This is a genomic window from Methylorubrum populi (assembly GCF_002355515.1).
Classification (GTDB): domain Bacteria; phylum Pseudomonadota; class Alphaproteobacteria; order Rhizobiales; family Beijerinckiaceae; genus Methylobacterium; species Methylobacterium populi_A.
Genome location: NZ_AP014809.1, coordinates 1665318 through 1681092, shown reverse-complemented (window position 1 = coordinate 1681092; position 15775 = coordinate 1665318). Strand labels below are relative to the sequence as shown.

Annotated in this window: 14 protein-coding genes and 1 pseudogene; 9 read left to right on the top strand and 6 right to left on the bottom strand. The window is 72.7% G+C overall.

Features of this window, described 5'->3' with window-relative positions:
• Nucleotides 1-174: 174 nt before the first annotated feature.
• Complete coding sequence (locus MPPM_RS07725; protein WP_096484554.1) at nt 175-957, bottom strand: SDR family NAD(P)-dependent oxidoreductase; 783 nt, start codon at nt 955-957, stop codon at nt 175-177.
• A 238-nt stretch (nt 958-1195) separates the two neighbouring features.
• On the opposite strand from MPPM_RS07725, the gene MPPM_RS07720 reads away from it, so the two are divergent.
• Entirely contained in the window at nt 1196-1822 is a 627-nt protein-coding gene (locus MPPM_RS07720) for a TetR/AcrR family transcriptional regulator (RefSeq protein WP_096484553.1), read from the top strand.
• Between the two features lie 25 nt (nt 1823-1847).
• Here MPPM_RS07720 and MPPM_RS07715 read toward each other — a convergent pair whose 3' ends face one another.
• From MPPM_RS07715 to MPPM_RS07695, 5 genes are all read right to left on the bottom strand, one after another.
• The gene (locus MPPM_RS07715; RefSeq protein ID WP_096484552.1) at nt 1848-2192 is read right to left on the bottom strand and encodes a DUF1330 domain-containing protein; all 345 of its coding nucleotides are present in this window, start codon (nt 2190-2192) and stop codon (nt 1848-1850) included.
• A gap of 1 nt (nt 2193) precedes the next feature.
• Nucleotides 2194-2892 carry an orotidine-5'-phosphate decarboxylase gene (gene pyrF / locus MPPM_RS07710; RefSeq protein WP_096484551.1) on the bottom strand — a complete coding sequence of 233 codons (699 nt, stop codon included), beginning with the start codon at nt 2890-2892 and terminating at the stop codon, nt 2194-2196.
• A 259-nt stretch (nt 2893-3151) separates the two neighbouring features.
• Nucleotides 3152-3790 (bottom strand): uracil-DNA glycosylase family protein, encoded by a 639-nt coding sequence (locus tag MPPM_RS07705; RefSeq protein ID WP_096484550.1) that lies wholly within the window; start codon nt 3788-3790, stop codon nt 3152-3154.
• A gap of 92 nt (nt 3791-3882) precedes the next feature.
• Entirely contained in the window at nt 3883-4173 is a 291-nt protein-coding gene (locus MPPM_RS07700) for a type II toxin-antitoxin system RelE/ParE family toxin (RefSeq protein WP_096484549.1), read from the bottom strand.
• Nucleotides 4170-4418, bottom strand: a complete 249-nt coding sequence (locus MPPM_RS07695) for a type II toxin-antitoxin system ParD family antitoxin (RefSeq protein WP_162296259.1) — start codon at nt 4416-4418, stop codon at nt 4170-4172. The genes MPPM_RS07700 and MPPM_RS07695 overlap by 4 nt, the downstream gene beginning before the upstream one ends.
• Before the next feature lie 132 nt (nt 4419-4550).
• Here MPPM_RS07695 and zwf point away from each other — a divergent pair, with 132 nt between their 5' ends.
• The 8 genes and pseudogenes from zwf to MPPM_RS07655 all read left to right on the top strand — a co-directional run bounded on the left by zwf (nt 4551) and on the right by MPPM_RS07655 (nt 15755).
• Nucleotides 4551-6038 carry a glucose-6-phosphate dehydrogenase gene (gene zwf / locus MPPM_RS07690; RefSeq protein ID WP_096484547.1) on the top strand — a complete coding sequence of 496 codons (1488 nt, stop codon included), beginning with the start codon at nt 4551-4553 and terminating at the stop codon, nt 6036-6038.
• Nucleotides 6039-6233: 195 nt separating this feature from the next.
• The gene (locus tag MPPM_RS07685; RefSeq protein WP_096484546.1) at nt 6234-7622 is read left to right on the top strand and encodes an SWIM zinc finger family protein; all 1389 of its coding nucleotides are present in this window, start codon (nt 6234-6236) and stop codon (nt 7620-7622) included.
• Nucleotides 7583-9205: pseudogene (locus MPPM_RS07680) on the top strand (DUF5691 domain-containing protein); the annotation flags it as partial. The gene MPPM_RS07685 and the pseudogene MPPM_RS07680, both read left to right, overlap by 40 nt.
• The gene (locus MPPM_RS07675; protein WP_096484544.1) at nt 9202-10302 is read left to right on the top strand and encodes an ATP-binding protein; all 1101 of its coding nucleotides are present in this window, start codon (nt 9202-9204) and stop codon (nt 10300-10302) included. The pseudogene MPPM_RS07680 and the gene MPPM_RS07675, both read left to right, overlap by 4 nt.
• An 8-nt stretch (nt 10303-10310) precedes the next feature.
• Nucleotides 10311-12638 (top strand): DUF5682 family protein, encoded by a 2328-nt coding sequence (locus MPPM_RS07670; RefSeq protein ID WP_173807892.1) that lies wholly within the window; start codon nt 10311-10313, stop codon nt 12636-12638.
• Complete coding sequence (locus tag MPPM_RS07665; protein WP_096484542.1) at nt 12635-13807, top strand: VWA domain-containing protein; 1173 nt, start codon at nt 12635-12637, stop codon at nt 13805-13807. Before MPPM_RS07670 ends, MPPM_RS07665 begins: the two co-directional genes overlap by 4 nt.
• 203 nt (nt 13808-14010) lie before the next feature.
• Nucleotides 14011-15099: a YcxB family protein gene (locus MPPM_RS28385; protein WP_096484541.1), complete on the top strand. Its 1089-nt coding sequence runs from the start codon at nt 14011-14013 to the stop codon at nt 15097-15099.
• Complete coding sequence (locus MPPM_RS07655) at nt 15096-15755, top strand: hypothetical protein (protein ID WP_096484540.1); 660 nt, start codon at nt 15096-15098, stop codon at nt 15753-15755. Before MPPM_RS28385 ends, MPPM_RS07655 begins: the two co-directional genes overlap by 4 nt.
• Nucleotides 15756-15775: the final 20 nt, after the last annotated feature.

Here is a 15775-nt window from a genome sequence, read left to right as displayed (position 1 = left end):
GGCTCGGCCGATGCGGTTCGTGCAGCCTTGCCGGAGGAGCGCGCGAAGAAGCTCATGCGAGCACGCTGCCGCAAGGGCGTTAAGGTTGTGTTTCGACCACCCCGCTCAATCCCACGCATGCCGGTCGCATGCCCATCGCAGGCGCGCGGGGCCGTTCCCGGGGGTCGGGCGCCCTCACGCACCGCCCCATTGCATGGTCAGCCCGCCATCGACCACGAGCGTGTGCCCCGTCACGTAATCCGAGTCCGCGCTGGCCAGGTAGAGCGCGGCCCGGGCGATCTCGTCCGGCTGACCGGCCCGGTGCCACGGGATGCGCGCGAGCGATTGCTCGAGCGTCTCGGTGTGCTCGAAGCGGTCGGCGGTCATCGGCGTCTCGATCAGGCCGGGGGCGATGTTGTTGACGTTGATCCGGTCCTCGGCGAGTTCCCGGGACAGGCTGCGGCAGAGCGAGCCGACCCCCGCCTTCGACATGCCGTAGGGCGCGCTGCCGGGGGTCGGCAGGTGCTGGGCGACCGAGGAGACGATCACGATCTTGCCGCCGGCCGGCCGGCTGGCGGCGGCCGCACGCCGCATGCGGATGAAGGCGCGGGCGCAGAACAGCGGCGCCATCAGGTTGACGCGCAAGATGCGCTCCAGCACCGCGTCGTCCATCTCGGCGACCTCCATGCCGCCCATCGCCTGCCCGGCATTGTTGATCAGGATGTCGAGCGTGCCGAGATCGCGCCCGGCGGTCTCGAAGGTCCGGGTGACCGAGGCCGGATCGCCGACATCGTCCTGGATGACGAGCGCCCGGCGGCCGGCCGCCTCGACGGCGGCCGCGGTCTCGGCGATGCCGGCCGCGTCGGTGTTGTAGGTGATCGCGACGTCCGCGCCTTCCCGCGCGAACAGGATCGCAGTCGCCCGGCCGATTCCGGAATCGGCGCCGGTAATCAGGGCCCGCTTGCCGTCGAGCTTCATGAGCACGTCCCATCCGCGGAAGGATCCGCCGTCCGATGGTTGCGCCGGCGGATCGCGACAGGGCCGGGCGCGGCGTTTCGGAGGCGTCGATCCCGGGGCAATCACGGGAGGAACGGCGCGGTTCCGGGACCCGAGCGGAGGCGTTGGAACAGCCTGCCCCTCTGGTGCTTTGTGAAGCCAACCCTTCGCGTCGATCCGTTTTGACGCGACCGGTGTCAAAGCTTAGGTACTGACGACGATGCCCGCCGCCACGGCCCACATTCTTCCACCCTCGGACGAGACCGCGCCGACGACGCGCGATCGGATCGTCGAGGCGGCGGCCCGCTCGTTCCAAGAGATCGGCTACCAGAAGACGACGGTCGCCGACATCGCCCGCACGCTCAAGATGAGCCCGGCCAACGTCTACCGCTTCTTCGAGTCGAAGAAGGCGATCAACGAGGCCGTGGTCGAGCAACTGACCGGCGAGATCGAGGCAATGATCGCCGCCATCGCCGCCGCGCCGAAGCTCGACGCGCCCGAGCGGCTGGCCCGGATCATCACCGCGCTCCACGACGATTGCCGCCGCCGCTTCGAGGCGCATCCGCGCGTCCACGAGATGGTCGAGGCGGCGATGAGCGAGAGTTGGGGCGTCTGCCAGGCGCATGTCGACCGCATCGGCGCCGTTCTCGCGCGGGTGGTGGCCGACGGGATGCGCGAGGGCGCCTTCGCTGCCGGCGACCCGACGAGCGCGGCGGCCTGCCTCCAGGCCGGGATCACGCGCTACTGCCATCCGATGCTGGTCGGCCGCCAGCCCAACACGATCGAGCCGCCGCTGCCGGTGATGATCGCCTTCCTGCTCGGCGCCCTGCGGACGGCGGGCCGCTGAGGCGGCCTGCCGGGAGGGAGCCCCGCTATTCCGACGCGGCGCCCGGCGTCGGCGCCGGCTCGGAGACGACCGGCTGCGGCCCGTCATAGCCCTCGATCACCAGGATGTCGGCCTCGGCGCCGCCCTTCTGCAGGGCGCGGGCCGATTGGTAGAGGTCGGAGTTCCAGCAGGCGAGCGCGTCCTCGTAGCTCGGGAACTCGACGATCACGTTGCGGGCCCGCGCCTGCCCCGCCACCGCCTCAAAGGCGCCGCCGCGCACGAGAAAGCGGCCGCCGAAGCGGGCGAAGGCGGCGCCGTTGGCCGCCGCGTAGGCCTTGTAGGCCTCGGCGTCGCTCACATCGACCCGCACGATCCAGTAGCCCTTGGCCATTTCAGGCATCCTCCATCTCGGCAACGATTCTCTGCGCGATCGCGCGGGGGTCCTCGGCCCCGGTGATCGGGCGCCCGACCACCACGTGGTCGATGCCCGCCGCCCGCGCCTGCGCCGGTGTCATCACCCGCTTCTGGTCACCGGCCTCCGCGCCCGCCGGCCGGATGCCGGGCGTCACGATCAGACCCGAGGGACCGATCCGTCCGCGCACCGCTTGCGCCTCGGCCGCCGAGCAGACGATGCCGTCGATGCCGATGACCGCGGCCTGTTCCGCGCGGCGCGCGACGAGGTCGGCGACCGGCAGGGCGTAGCCGGCTTCCGCCGCGTCCGCGTCGTCGTAGGAGGTCAGCACGGTGACGGCGAGGATCTTCAGGCCCGACGACCGCCCGCGCACGGCCGCGCGCATGGTCTGCGGATAGGCATGCACCGTCAGGAAGGTCGCGCCGAGCGCGGAGGCCGAGCGCACCCCCTCCTCGACGGTGTTGCCGATATCGTGGAGCTTGAGATCGAGGAAGGTTTTCTTGCCTTCCGCCGCGAGGCGGGCGGCGAAGTCGAGCCCGCCCGCATAGGCGAGCCGGTAACCGATCTTGTAGAAGGTCGCCGCATCGCCGATGCGCGCGACGAGCCGCTCGGCCGCCGCCACGTCGGGCAGGTCGAGGGCGACGATCAGGCGGTCGCGGGGGTCGGCACTCTCCGGCATCGGACTCTCGTCGGTGGCTTGCGCGGCAGCGATCCCCTCAAGGGGGCTGCCTGTCAACATCGCGCTCCTTCACGCCTGTGTGCCGGATTCGGGCTCGACGGTGGCCGACTCCGATCTCGAACCTCGCAGGATCGGATGTCGCCCAAACATCCCGGCGTCCGGGCGTGGGGATACGAGGCCGCGCTTCGGTAGGCCGGATGGGCCGCTCGGCTGATCGAACGGATCGCCGGGGGCCACCCTGAGCGACAGCCCCGGCCCGTCAGTCCGAACCCTTTGCCATCACCCGCGCCACCTCGGCCCGCAGCACCGGCAGAAGCTCCGCCTCGAACCACGGATTCGTCCTGAGCCAGCCGTTGTTGCGCCAGGAGGGATGCGGTAGCGGCAGCACCCGCGGCCGCCCGGACGCCGCGAGGATGGCGCGCCAGCCCGCGACCGTCTCGGTGAGGCCGCCCGGCCGCGGCCCGAGATGCCAGGCTTGCGCGTACTGGCCGATCACCAGGATCAGGTCGAGGCGCGGCAGTCCGGCCAGCAGGTCGGCCCGCCACGCGGGCGCACATTCCCGCCGCGGCGGCCGGTCGCCGCCCTTGGCGTCGAGGCCGGGAAAGCAGGCGCCCATCGGCAGGATCGCCACCCGCCCGGGATCGTAGAAGCTCGCCTCGTCGAGCCCGAGCCACGCCCGCAGGCGCCGGCCGGACGGGTCGCTGAACGGGATGCCGCTGCGATGCGCCCGATTGCCCGGCGCCTGACTCGCGATCAGCAGCCGCGCGGTGGCCGAGCCCTGCACCACCGGCCGCGGCTCGTGCGGCAGGGGTGCGCCGTAGAGCGGCGCGTCGCGGCAGAGCCGGCAGGCGCGCAGGCGGGCGGCGGTCGCTTCGAAACGGTCGGGGAGGGCGGGCATCGCTCCGAGATGGAGCGGATGGCGCGCCCGCGCGATGCGTCACCGCGCCCGAGGCGCACCGATCCCCTAACCGTTCCCTTCGCAGGGACGCCTCAAAGATGGCGTTTGAAATCCATCCGCCCGTGAAGGATGCGGATGATCTCGATGCCGCCGTCGGTGCTCAGGCGGTAGAACAGGACGTGCGAGCCCACGGAGAAGCGGAAATACCCGCTGCGGATCTCGTCCGCCCTCCGACCCCGAGCCGGATCCTCGGCCAGTCGATCGAAACCCTCGGCCAGAAGGCGGGTATAGCGGTCGGCCTGATCCGCCCCCCAGCGCTCGGCCGAATCGTCCCATATCCGGCTGAGATCCGCCCGCGCCCTCGGCGAGAGGCGGACGCTCATCCGCGGTGCGCGCCCTCACGCTTCTCCCGGAGGAAGGCCTCCGTGTCGAACGGCTCGGGCGAGCCGCTCTCCTCCCCCTCGATCAGTGCGGCCCGGAGCGTGTCGAGGGCGGCCTCCTGCTCCTCCAGGAGACGAAGCCCGGCCCGGACCACTTCGCTGGCGGAGCCGTAACGTCCCCTCTCGACCTGACGGTCGATGAACTGTGCAAAGTGCTCGCCGAGTGAGACGGACGTGTTGCGCGACATCAATCCCTCCGGCCGGCAAGGTGTACCCGATCTTGGTATTGCGCAATCCCGACTGACGCGCCGCAACCGCGCAAGCTTGGCACGAATCGCCCTGGCCCTACCTCATCCTGTGCGCGCAAGTCCGGCGCGCCGATGGAGGCCCGCTTGGCAGGATCGCGCGCGTCACGGCTGGGGGCGGGCGTCGGCCCGAAAATGCCGCAGGTCGTCGTCCTCGTCGGCGCCACCGGCGACCTCGCCCAGCGAAAGCTGCTGCCCGGCCTGTTCCACCTGTTCAGTGCCGGCTTCATCCCCGATCTGCGCATCGTCGGCGTGTCGCTGGACGATCTCGGCATCGAGGCGTTCCGCGAACGCGCGCGCAAGGCGATCGACCAGTTCTTCACCCGCCAGGCCGGGGACGGGGAATGGGCGGCCTTCGCCGAACGGCTCGACTACGTGCCGCTCTCCGCCGGCGCCGAGGCGCTCGCCGCGGCGGTGGGCCGGGCCGAGGCGAGCTTCGGGCAGCCGTGTCAGCGCCTGCACTATCTCAGCGTGCCGCCCGCCGCCGCTCTGACCGTGGTGCGGCTGCTCGCCGAGGCGGATCTCGCCGCGGGCTCGCGCATCGTCATGGAGAAGCCGTTCGGCACCGATCTGGAGAGCGCGGTGGCGCTCAACGACCGGCTGCACGAGGTGTTTTCCGAGGACCAGATTTTCCGCATCGACCACTTCCTCGGCAAGGAGCCGGCGCAGAACATCCTGGCCTTCCGCTTCGCCAACGGCCTGTTCGAGCCGATCTGGAACCGCACCTTCATCGACCACGTGCAGATCGACGTGCCGGAGACCCTGGGCCTCAGCACCCGCGCCGCCTTCTACGAGGCGACGGGTGCCTATCGCGACATGGTGGTGACCCACCTGTTCCAGATCCTCGGCTTCATGGCGATGGAGCCGCCGACCTCGCTCGAACCGGGCCCGATCTCGGAAGAGAAGAACAAGGTGTTCCGCTCGATGCTCCCGCTCGACCCGCGGGAGGTGGTGCGCGGTCAGTATGCCGGCTACCGATCCGAGCCCGGCGTCGATCCGCAATCGGACACCGAGACCTTCATCGCCCTCAAGTGCCGCATCGACAACTGGCGCTGGGCCGGGGTGCCGTTCTTCCTGCGCACCGGCAAGCGGATGGCGGAGGGGCAGCGCATCATCTCGATCGCCTTCCGCGAACCGCCGAAAAGCATGTTCCCGGTCAATTCGGGGGTCGGCGCGCAGGGGCCCGACCACCTCACCTTCGATCTCGCCGACGCCTCCAAGATGTCGCTGTCGTTCTACGGCAAGCGGCCGGGGCCGGGGATGCGGCTCGACAAGCTCTCGCTCCAGTTCAACATGAAGGATACCGGCCTGATGGGCGAGGTGCTGGAGGCCTACGAGCGGCTGATCCTCGACGCCATGCGCGGCGATCACACCCTGTTCACCACCGCCGAGGGCATCGAGCGGCTGTGGGAGGTCTCGACCCCGCTCCTGGAAGCGCCGCCGCCGGTGCGGCTCTACGCGCCGGGCTCCTGGGGCCCGAAATCGATCCACCAGCTCGTGGCGCCGCAAGCCTGGCGCCTGCCCTTCGAGCGGGAATGGCGCAACACCGACGAGCAGGGCTGAGCACCCCCCAGGCTATGATTCGCGCCAAAGGCGTTAAACTGGAACTATTCTCAGATTAGCCTCAGAACAAAGGCCGTCAAGACGGTTGCCGGCTCAGCGAAAATCGGGATTTCAAGGAAAACTTGCTCATCAAGCCGATCTGTTTAAGCTGACGCATCAACGATTCGACTGACGGACATCCAACCCGCCGACCGCATGAGCCTGACGACTGCCCAGATCCTCGATCTCGCCCCCGATGCGTCGAGCCGCAAGGCCGGGCAGGATCAGGCGAAACCGCAGAAATGGGCCGGCCTCGGCCGGGCGGGGACGGTGATCTGGGGCGAGATCAAGGGCAGCGGGGCGAGCCCCTACCGCACGGTGGCGGATCTCGCCGGCCCGGCCTCGAAATGCACCTGCCCGAGCCGCAAGTTCCCCTGCAAGCACGGTCTCGGCCTGATGCTGGTCGATGCGGCCTCGCCGATCGCCGAGGGCGCGCCGCCGGACTGGGCCGCCGCCTGGATGAAGGGGCGCGAGAGCCGCGCCGCGGCGGCCGAGACGCGGGCGAAGGAGCCGGCCAAGCCCGTCGACGAGCGGGCGCAGGCCAAGCGCCGGCAGGCCCGCGAGGACCGGGTCGCGGCGGCACTCGACGAACTCGATCTCTGGCTCCGCGACCTGATGCGGCGCGGGCTGGCCGCCGCGCGCTCCGAACCCTACGCCTTCTGGGACCGCATGGCCGGCCGCCTCGTGGACGGGCAGGCTCCCGGCCTCGCCCGGCGCGTGCGCGCCCTGCCGGGACTGATCGCCGCCGCACCTCAAGCAGGCGCGCCCCGGCCGGAGGCGGCGCTCGCCCTCGGCCTCGGCCGGCTCGCCCTGCTGCTCCGGGCCGCCCGCCGCCTCGACGCGCTCGCGCCCGAGCAGGCGGCCGGCGTGCGCGCGGCGCTCGGCTACCCCGTCACCGCCGAGGAGATGGCCGCCCGCCCGGACCATGCCGACACCTGGGCGGTGCTGGCCCACGCGGTCGAGGAGGAGGATCGGCTCACCGCCCGCTCGGTCTGGCTCGTCGGCCGCGCCAGCGGCGCCCTGGCCCAGGTGATCGATTACGGGACCGCAGGCTCGCCCCTGCCGCCGGCCCCCGCCGCCGGCCAGGACTTTTCCGGCGCGCTCGCCTTCCAGCCCGGCGACCCGCCGCTGCGGGCCGTCTTTCGTGATGGTGCCGCCGGCCCGGCGGCCGAGGCGGCTCTGCCCGGCGCGGCTAGCGTCGCGGCGGCGCGGGACACCTTCGCCGAGGTGCTGGCCCGCGCGCCCTGGTGTGAGCGCTGGCCGGTGCGCCTCCTGAATGTGCGGCTCGGGCGCCTCGCCGCCGCGGCAGCCAGCGGCAAGACAGGTTCGTTGCCCGCCTTGGCGGCGGGGGACGAGACCGGTTGCCTCGCGCTCCGGGCCGATCCGCGCCTGCCGAGCCTGCTCGCCGTGGCGGCGGGCCGCCCGGTCGATCTGTTCGGCCTCTACGACGGCTACGGCCTGCAGCCGCTCGCCCTGGTGACGGAGGGGCGCCTCTACGCGATGCCGGCGCAGGGCGCGCAGCCGGTCCTGTTGCAGGTGGCATGATGGAGACTGTCGATCGCGCACCGGATGGCTGGGAGCCGGTGCTCGCCGCCGCGCTCCTCGGGGCCGAACGCGCCCCGCCCGCCGCCCCCGGTCCGCTCGCCGGTCTGGTCGCGGAAAGCGATCCCGGCGGCGCCCTGCTGGTCCGGCTCGCCGCGGAAGGCGTCCACCACCTCGCCGGCACGGGGCTCGGGCCGGAGGCGCTGGCGCCACCTGAGCCGCGCGACACCTTCGGGCCCGAATGCCCACCGGCGGCCGCGACCCGGCTCTACGGCCTCCTCACCGAGGGCACCGGCGCGCGTAAACGCGTCGAGGAGTGGTTCGACCTCGCCGCCGCCTCAGGCCTGCGCCCGCCCGCCTGGCTGCTCCAGGCGCTGATGCAGCAGCGCGACAGCCTGCCGGCGACCGCCCCTGCCGTCATCGGCGCCGAACTCGACTGGCTCGCCCGCGCCTGCGGCGAGATCCCGGCCGAGACGGGGGAGGCGGCGGAGACGGCGGATTGGACCGAAGGCACGGTGGCCGAGCGCCGCGCCGCCTTCACCGCCTTGCGCGCCCGCGATCCCGAGGGCGCCCGCGCCGCCCTGGAACCGGTCTTCCGCAAGGAGAAGGCGGATATCCGCGAGGCCCTGGTCCACGCGCTGGCGACCGGCCTGTCGGCGGCCGACGAACCCTTTCTCGAAGCCTGCCTCGACGACCGCGCCAGCGGCGTGCGGCTCGCCGCGCAGCGCCTGCTGCCGGGCCTTCCCGGCTCACGCTACGCCGAGCGCATGGCGGCCCGCGCCCGCGCCGCGCTGAGCGTCGAGAGCAAGCGCAAGCTGCTGGGCGGCACCGCGCACAGCCTCGTCGTCACCCTGCCGGAGGAGAGTCCGGAGTTGGCCCGCGACGGCGTCGAGGCGAACTCGTGGGAGCGGCGCGGCGGCGGTGCCCGGGCCGGCCTGCTGCGGGCGATCCTGGCGCGCGCGCCGCTCCACGCCTTCGCCGAGCATCCGCCCCGGCTCTGGATCGAGCTCGCCCTGCGCAGCGAGTGGGCCGATCCGGTCTTCCACGGGCTGTTCTCGGCGGCCAAGCGCAGCCTCGATTCAGCCTGGACGGCGGCAATGGCCGACATCACGGCGGAAGCCTACGAGGGCAAGGTCACCGGCGTCCGCCGCACCAACGAGGTTCTGGGCATGTGGGCGGAGGCGCTCGACCTCCTGCCCGATGCCGAGTGGGAGGCGCGAGTCGGCGCGCTGATCCGCGCCCGCAAGATCGAGGTGGTGCTGGCGGTGCTGGGCCAAGGCCCTGAGCATTTTTCGGAAGCCTTCAGCGCCGCGCTCCTCGACTGGCTCGCCTTCGTCACCCGCGGCTCGGACGCCCTGCGGCGCGATCTGGCCAAGCCCTGGGTGATCGCCCGCCTCGGCGACCGGCTCTGGCCGAGCGACGACAACGCCGCCGCGGCCGCCGCCCTCCTGGCGCGCCTGCCGGAGGGGGAGGGCGACCGCCTGCGCACGCAGCTCGCGGGATTGACGGGTGTGCTGGACCTGCGCGCCGCGATCCGGCGCGACTTCCGACCGGAGACCACCACAGGGAGAACGGCCCAAGGATGACATCGACCCACGCCGTCAAGGCCGCGCAGCTTCGCCAGGCCGCCGAGGATGCCTTCGCCGAGGAGATCGCGGCGCTCCGCGAATCCGACGACCGGCCGCGCCCGCCGAACTGGCAGATGTCGCCGCAGGCCGTGGTCACCTATCTGCTCGGCGGCAGACTCCTGTCGGGCTTCGAGGTCACCCCGAAATATATCGGCGACCGGCGCCTGATGGAGGTCGCGGTGGCCACGCTCGCCACCGATCGGGCGCTGCTGCTGCTCGGCGTGCCGGGCACCGCCAAGAGCTGGGTCAGCGAGCATCTCGCGGCGGCGATCTGCGGCACCTCGCGCCTGATCGTGCAGGGCACCGCCGGCACCAGCGAGGAGGCGATCCGCTACGGCTGGAACTACGCGCTGCTTCTCGCCAAGGGGCCGAGCCGCGAGGCGGTGGTGGGCTCGCCGGTGATGCGGGCGATGTCGGAGGGGCGCATCGCCCGCGTCGAGGAGCTGACCCGCATCCCTTCTGAGACGCAGGACAGCTTCATCACCATCCTCTCGGAGAAGACGCTGCCGATCCCCGAGCTGAACGAGGAGGTGCCGGCGCAAAAGGGCTTCAACCTCATCGCCACCGCCAACAACCGGGATCGCGGCGTCAACGAATTGTCGAGCGCGCTCAAGCGCCGCTTCAACACCGTGGTGCTGCCCCCGCCCGCCACGATCGAGGCCGAGATCGCCATCGTCGAGAGCCGCGTCGCCGCGCTCGGCCGCGCCTTCGAGATCCCGGCCGAGCCGCCGGGCGCCGACCAGATCCGCCGCGTCGTCACGATCTTCCGCGAATTGCGCGAGGGGGTGACGGCGGACGGCAAGAGCAAGGTGAAGCAGCCCTCCGGCACGCTCTCGACGGCGGAGGCCATCAGCGTCGTCGGCAGCGGACTGGCGCTCGCCGCGCATTTCGGCGACGGCCGCCTCTCGGCCCACGACCTCGTCTCCGGCATCACGGGCGCCGTGGTGAAGGACCCGGTGCAGGACGCCATCGTCTGGCGCGAGTACCTCGAGACCGTGGTCAAGGAGCGCGACGGCTGGAAGGACTTTTATAAGGCCGCCCGCGCGAGCGCGTGACCCGAGCGATGCCCGATATCCGTCTCTTCGGCATCCGCCACCACGGCCCCGGCTCGGCCCGCTCGCTCAAGGCGGCACTCGAGGCGCTCGAGCCCGACTGCCTGCTGATCGAGGGGCCGCCGGATGCCGACGCGCTGATCCCGTTGGCCGCCCACGAGGCGATGGCGCCGCCCGTGGCGCTCCTCGTCTACCGGCCCGACCGGCCGCGAACTTGCGCCTTCTTCCCCTTCGCGGCCTTCTCGCCGGAATGGGTGGCGATGCGCTTTGGCGTCGCGGCGGGCGCGACCCTGCGCTTCATCGATCTGCCGCACGCCAACCAGCTCGCCGACGGCTTCGGCGAGGCAGAATCCCCCACCGAGGCCGCGCCGATCGATGCGGAGCCGGTCTCTGAGGCGGCGGAAGCACCGTCCGAGCCTGAGCCCGCCCCGGCTGCCGCCGCGATCCGGCGCGACCCGCTCGGCGAACTCGCGGCGCTGGCCGGCTACCCGGACGGCGAGCGCTGGTGGGACGCCCTGGTCGAGAGCCGCGCGGGCGCCGACGGCGACGTGTTCGCCGCGATCGGTGAGGCGATGGCGGCTTTGCGCGAGGGCGCCGAACCCGACCCCGAAGATGCCTTTCGTGAGGAGGCCCGCGAGGCGCATATGCGCGCGGCGATCCGGCGGGCGGCCAAGGAGGGGTTCGAGCGCATCGCCGTGGTCTGCGGCGCGTGGCACGTGCCGGCGCTCGCCCGCCACGACGCCAAGGGCCAGGCGACCGCCGACGCCGCAACACTCAAAAACCTGCCCAAGACCAAGGTCGCCGCCGCCTGGGCGCCCTGGTCCTACGAGCGGCTGGCCTTCGCCTCCGGCTACCGCGCCGGGGTGCTCTCGCCGGAATGGTACGACAACCTGTGGCACCACGAGGGAAGGGTCGCCGCCCGCTGGCTCGCCCGCGCCGCCGCCCTGCTGCGCGAGAACGATCTCGACGCCTCCCCGGCCTCGGTGATCGAGGCGGCCCGGCTCGCCGAGGCGCTGGCGGGTTTCCGCGGCCGGTCCCGGCCCTCCCTCGACGATCTCGACGAGGCGGCGCAGGCCACGCTCTGCTTCGCCGATCCGGCGCCGATGGGGCTGATCCGGCGCAAGCTCGTCATCGGCGAGCGCCTCGGCGCCACCCCGCCGGACAGCCCCGGCACCCCGGTCGAGGCGGATTTCGAGGCGCAGTGCCGGCGCCTGCGCCTCAAACCCGGCGCGGCCGCCGGCGAGATCACCCTCGACCTGCGCAAGGAGACGGATCTCGCCCGCAGCCACTTCCTCAACCGCTTGAGCCTGATCGGCATCCCCTGGGGCGAGCGGCGGGAGGCGCGCGGGCGCGGCACCTTCAAGGAGGGCTGGTTCCTCGCTTGGCAGCCGGAATGGGTGGTCGAGTTGGTGGCAGCCTCGGCGGAAGGCGGCACCATCGCCGAGGCCGCCGCCGGCCGGGTGCGGACCAGAGCCCGCGAGGCGACCCGCGTCGCCGAACTCTCCGGCCTGATCGGCACCCTGCTCGACGCCGACCTCGCCGAGGCGACGGCGGAGGTGATCCGCGCGCTCAACGACCGCGCCGCGGTCTCGGCCGACGTGTTCGACCTGATGGACGCGCTGCCGCCGCTCGCCGAACTCGCCCGCTACGGCTCCGTGCGCTCCTCCGACACCGCGCCGGTGCTCGCCGTCGTGCGGGGCCTCGTGCCGCGGGCCGCCGCCGGGCTGGTCGCCGCCTGCCAGAGCCTCGACGACGATGCGGCGGCAGCGGCCAAGGCGCGCATCGTCGCCGTCTCGGGCACGGTGGCGCTGATCGAGGAGCCGGAACTGAAGGCGGTGTGGGGCGAGGCCCTGCGGGCGCTCGCCGATCAGGAACACGTCCACGGCCGCGTCGTCGGCCGCGCCGTCCGGCTCTTGTTCGATGATCGCGCCATCGACGCGGAGGAGGCCGGCGAGCGCCTGCGGCTTGCCCTGTCGCGAGCTTCCGGCGCCGCCCCCGCCGCCGCCTGGATCGAGGGTTTTCTCGAAGACAGCGGCACGGTGCTGATTCACGGGCGCGAGTTGCTCGCCGTCGTCGATGAATGGCTCTGCGGCCTCGACGAGGCGCTGTTCATCGAGCTGCTGCCGCTGGTGCGCCGCACCTTCGCGACCCTGGCACCCGCCGAGCGCCGGGCGATCGGCGAGGCTCTGGCCCGGCCGGGCGGCGTGGCCCCAGGCGCGGCAGAAGGTGCGCAGGGCTTCGATGCGGCGCGGGCGGCCAAGGTGCTGCCGATCCTGCGCCTGCTGCTCGGCCCCGAGCCGGTCCGAAGCGCGGACGCAACCACGGGAGACGCCGCATGAGCGAGGCCGTGAACGAGACGGAACGCCTCCGCCGCTGGCGCCTCGTGCTGGGCGGCGGCGCGGCCGAGGGCACGGGCTGCACCCTGTCCGAACGCGACGGGCGCCTCGACCGGGCGATGGGCGCCCTCTACGATTCCGACCGCAAGGGGGGCTTGGGCGCCTCCGCGCCCTCCGTGCCGCGCTGGCTCGGCGACATCCGCGACTACTTTCCGGCCTCCGTGGTGCAGGTGATGCAGCGCGACGCCTTCGAGCGGCTCGACCTCAAGCGGATGCTGACCGAGCCGGAGATGCTGGAGGCGGTCCAGCCCGACGTCTCCCTCGTCTCGACCCTGATCTCGATGCGCGGCCTGCTCGGCGGGCGCACGAGGGAGACGGCGCGCCTCGTGGTGCGCAAGGTGGTGGACGCGCTGATGAAGCGGCTGGAGGAGCCCCTGCGCCAGGCCGTGACCGGGGCGATCGACCGCGCCAGCATCAACCGCCGCCCGCGCCACGCCGAGATCGACTGGAACCGCACCATCCGGGCGAACCTGCGCCACTATCAGGCGGAGTACCGCACCATCATCCCCGAGACCCGCCTCGGCCACGGGCGAAAAAGCCGCGGATCGCTCAAGGACGTGATCCTGTGCATCGACCAATCCGGCTCGATGGCCAACTCGGTGGTCTATTCGAGCATCTTCGGGGCGGTGATGGCCTCGCTGCCGGCCGTTTCGACCCGGCTCGTGGTGTTCGACACCGAGGTGGTCGATCTCTCCGACGAGATGGACGATCCGGTCGAGGTGCTGTTCTCGGTCCAGCTCGGCGGCGGCACCGACATCAACCGGGCGGTCGGCTACTGCGCCTCGCGCATCACCCGGCCCGAGGACACGGTGCTGGTGCTGATCTCCGATCTCTACGAGGGCGGGGTCGAGGCCGGCCTGCTCGCCCAGGCGCAGCGCCTCGTCGGGGCGGGCGTGCAGGTGGTGGCCCTGCTCGCCCTCTCCGACGAGGGCGCACCGGCCTACGACCGGGGGCTCGCCGCGCGGCTCGCCGCGCTCGGCGTGCCCGCCTTCGCCTGCACGCCGGACCTCTTCCCCGACATGATGGCGGCGGCGATCCGCAAGCAGGATCTCAACGCCTGGGCCGCGGGCGCCGGCATCGCCGCGGTCCCGGCCGCCGCCCGCGACGGCTGATCGGCGCCGACATCCTCGAACGCAAGTCCCGGAGTCTCGTCCTGCCCGTCGTCCCCGCCCTCTCCGGCCGCCCGCCCGTTCCGGAGGCGCCGCTCACTTTTGACGCCCCGCTCACCTTCGCGCACCGGATCATCGGCAATCTCCACGCGCAGAGGGGGCCGCTGGCGGCGCAAAGGCGGCGCATCCTCACGCTGGGCCTGCCGGTGCTGTGGTTCCTGGCGCTGCTCGGCACGGTCTCGGCCTGGGCGACTTCGGGCGGCCGGCGCAGCCTGTCGGCGTTCTGGCGCGACCTGTCCGACTTCGATCCACTGCCGCTCGCCGCCGGCCTCGGGCTGATCACGCTCGCCCTGCTCACGCATTACGCGCTTCACCCCTGGTTCGCCCGGCGCCGGGTGCGGGCCCTGATGGGACCGCCGGGCGGCGGCGGCGATGATCCGAGCCCGGTCCCGGTGCACTACCGGCTCGACGGGGCCGGGCTGACCCAGACCGCGCCGGATCTCGTGAGCTTCGTGCCCTGGCCGCGCATCGGCGGGCTCGCGGAGGACCGGCACCACCTCTTCCTGACGACGGAGATCGGCGAGGTGCCGGTCGTCCTGCCCAAGGCGTCCCTGAGCGCGGAGACGATCGCGGGCATCCGGCGCTGGGTCGAGGCCTGCGCCGGCCGGCCCGCCCCCGCCCCGCCGCCGGCCGAACCGGCGACGGGGCCCGATTCCGTGTGCGCCGCCCTGCGCCTGACCGCGGAGGAGCGGGTGCCGCTCATCCTGCGCAGCCTGGAAAATCCCTGGGCCCGCCGCGCCCGGCTCGCCGGGGCCGCCGCGTGGCTCGTGGGCCTGTCCCTGCTCTATCCCGCCCTGCTCCTGATACTCTGGGCGGTCGATCCCTACCGGGTGCCGCTGGCCGACGCGCTGCCGCTCTTCGCCGAGATGATCGCCAGCGATTTCTGGAAGCCGGCTGCCATCACCGCCGTGGTGATCGCAGGGTTCTTCGCGGTCCACGCTTACGCGCGCCGCTGGTTCGCGGTGGATCTCGCCCGGCGGCTCGAAGCCGAGGCGCCGCCCGGCGAGGCCGAGATCGCGATCGGCGAGACCGGCATCGTCACCGCGAAGGACGGGGCGCACGCGCATCTCGGCTGGCCGCTGTTCCGCGGGCGGGTGCAGGCCGGCGACCTGATGATCCTGCCGATGCGCTGGGACGAGGTGCTGCCCGTGCCGCTGCGGATCTTCGAGCCGGAGGCGCGCGCCCGCGCCGAGGCCCTGATCGACCGCCACCTCCCGGAGGCTCGTGCCCGATGACCGATCCCCTCCGCCGCGGCCGTGCGGCTCTTCTCCTGTCGTGCCTGCTCGCCATCGCGCCGGCCCGGGCCGAGGAGAGGCCGAATTCCACCGAGGAACCCGCACCGGAGGCGAGCACCGACGCGGCCGAGGCCCTTCCGGGACCGACGACCCTGCGCCTCGACCAGGGCTTCGTGCTCGATCTGCCCGCGGGCTGGGTGCTGGAGGATGCCGACGAAGACCCCGGCGACGCCTCCGGCCGGCGCGTCGTGCGGATCGTGTGCGAGACCCCGGCCTGCGCCCGCACCAAGGAGGCCTGCACCCTGCGCCTGCGGACCGCCCCGGTCGAGGGCGAGGACGACGCGGCCCGCCTCGCCGGGCTCCACGCCTCGCCGCTGTCCCGCTACTTCCGCCTGCGTGCGGTCCTGAAGAGTACGAGCCCCGGCGCCTCCATCCGCCGCCCGCTCGGACCCAAGCGATTCGGGCCGCGCGACTGGATCGCCGTCGAGACCGAGGCGGCGCCGCGGTTCAAGTCGGGTCTGTTCGCCGAGACGGTGGTCGACGGCCGCTATCTCGGGGCGATCTGCAAGACCTGCGAGACCGGCGCGATGCGCCACGAGGCCGCCCGGGCGATCCTCGGAAGCATCCGCCGGATCGAGCGCTCGGCCGCACGCTGAGGTTCGTTCGGCCCCGCGAC

Coding starts and splice junctions, on each gene's coding strand:
- MPPM_RS07705 (WP_096484550.1), bottom strand. CDS start 3,790: ATGCCCGCCCTCCCCGACCGTTTCGAAGCGACCGCCGCCCGCCTGCGC.
- MPPM_RS07700 (WP_096484549.1), bottom strand. CDS start 4,173: ATGAGCGTCCGCCTCTCGCCGAGGGCGCGGGCGGATCTCAGCCGGATA.
- zwf (WP_096484547.1), top strand. CDS start 4,551: ATGGAGGCCCGCTTGGCAGGATCGCGCGCGTCACGGCTGGGGGCGGGC.
- MPPM_RS07675 (WP_096484544.1), top strand. CDS start 9,202: ATGACATCGACCCACGCCGTCAAGGCCGCGCAGCTTCGCCAGGCCGCC.
- MPPM_RS07685 (WP_096484546.1), top strand. CDS start 6,234: ATGAGCCTGACGACTGCCCAGATCCTCGATCTCGCCCCCGATGCGTCG.
- pyrF (WP_096484551.1), bottom strand. CDS start 2,892: ATGCCGGAGAGTGCCGACCCCCGCGACCGCCTGATCGTCGCCCTCGAC.
- MPPM_RS07720 (WP_096484553.1), top strand. CDS start 1,196: ATGCCCGCCGCCACGGCCCACATTCTTCCACCCTCGGACGAGACCGCG.
- MPPM_RS07715 (WP_096484552.1), bottom strand. CDS start 2,192: ATGGCCAAGGGCTACTGGATCGTGCGGGTCGATGTGAGCGACGCCGAG.
- MPPM_RS07655 (WP_096484540.1), top strand. CDS start 15,096: ATGACCGATCCCCTCCGCCGCGGCCGTGCGGCTCTTCTCCTGTCGTGC.
- MPPM_RS07695 (WP_162296259.1), bottom strand. CDS start 4,418: ATGTCGCGCAACACGTCCGTCTCACTCGGCGAGCACTTTGCACAGTTC.
- MPPM_RS07665 (WP_096484542.1), top strand. CDS start 12,635: ATGAGCGAGGCCGTGAACGAGACGGAACGCCTCCGCCGCTGGCGCCTC.
- MPPM_RS07670 (WP_173807892.1), top strand. CDS start 10,311: ATGCCCGATATCCGTCTCTTCGGCATCCGCCACCACGGCCCCGGCTCG.
- MPPM_RS07725 (WP_096484554.1), bottom strand. CDS start 957: ATGAAGCTCGACGGCAAGCGGGCCCTGATTACCGGCGCCGATTCCGGA.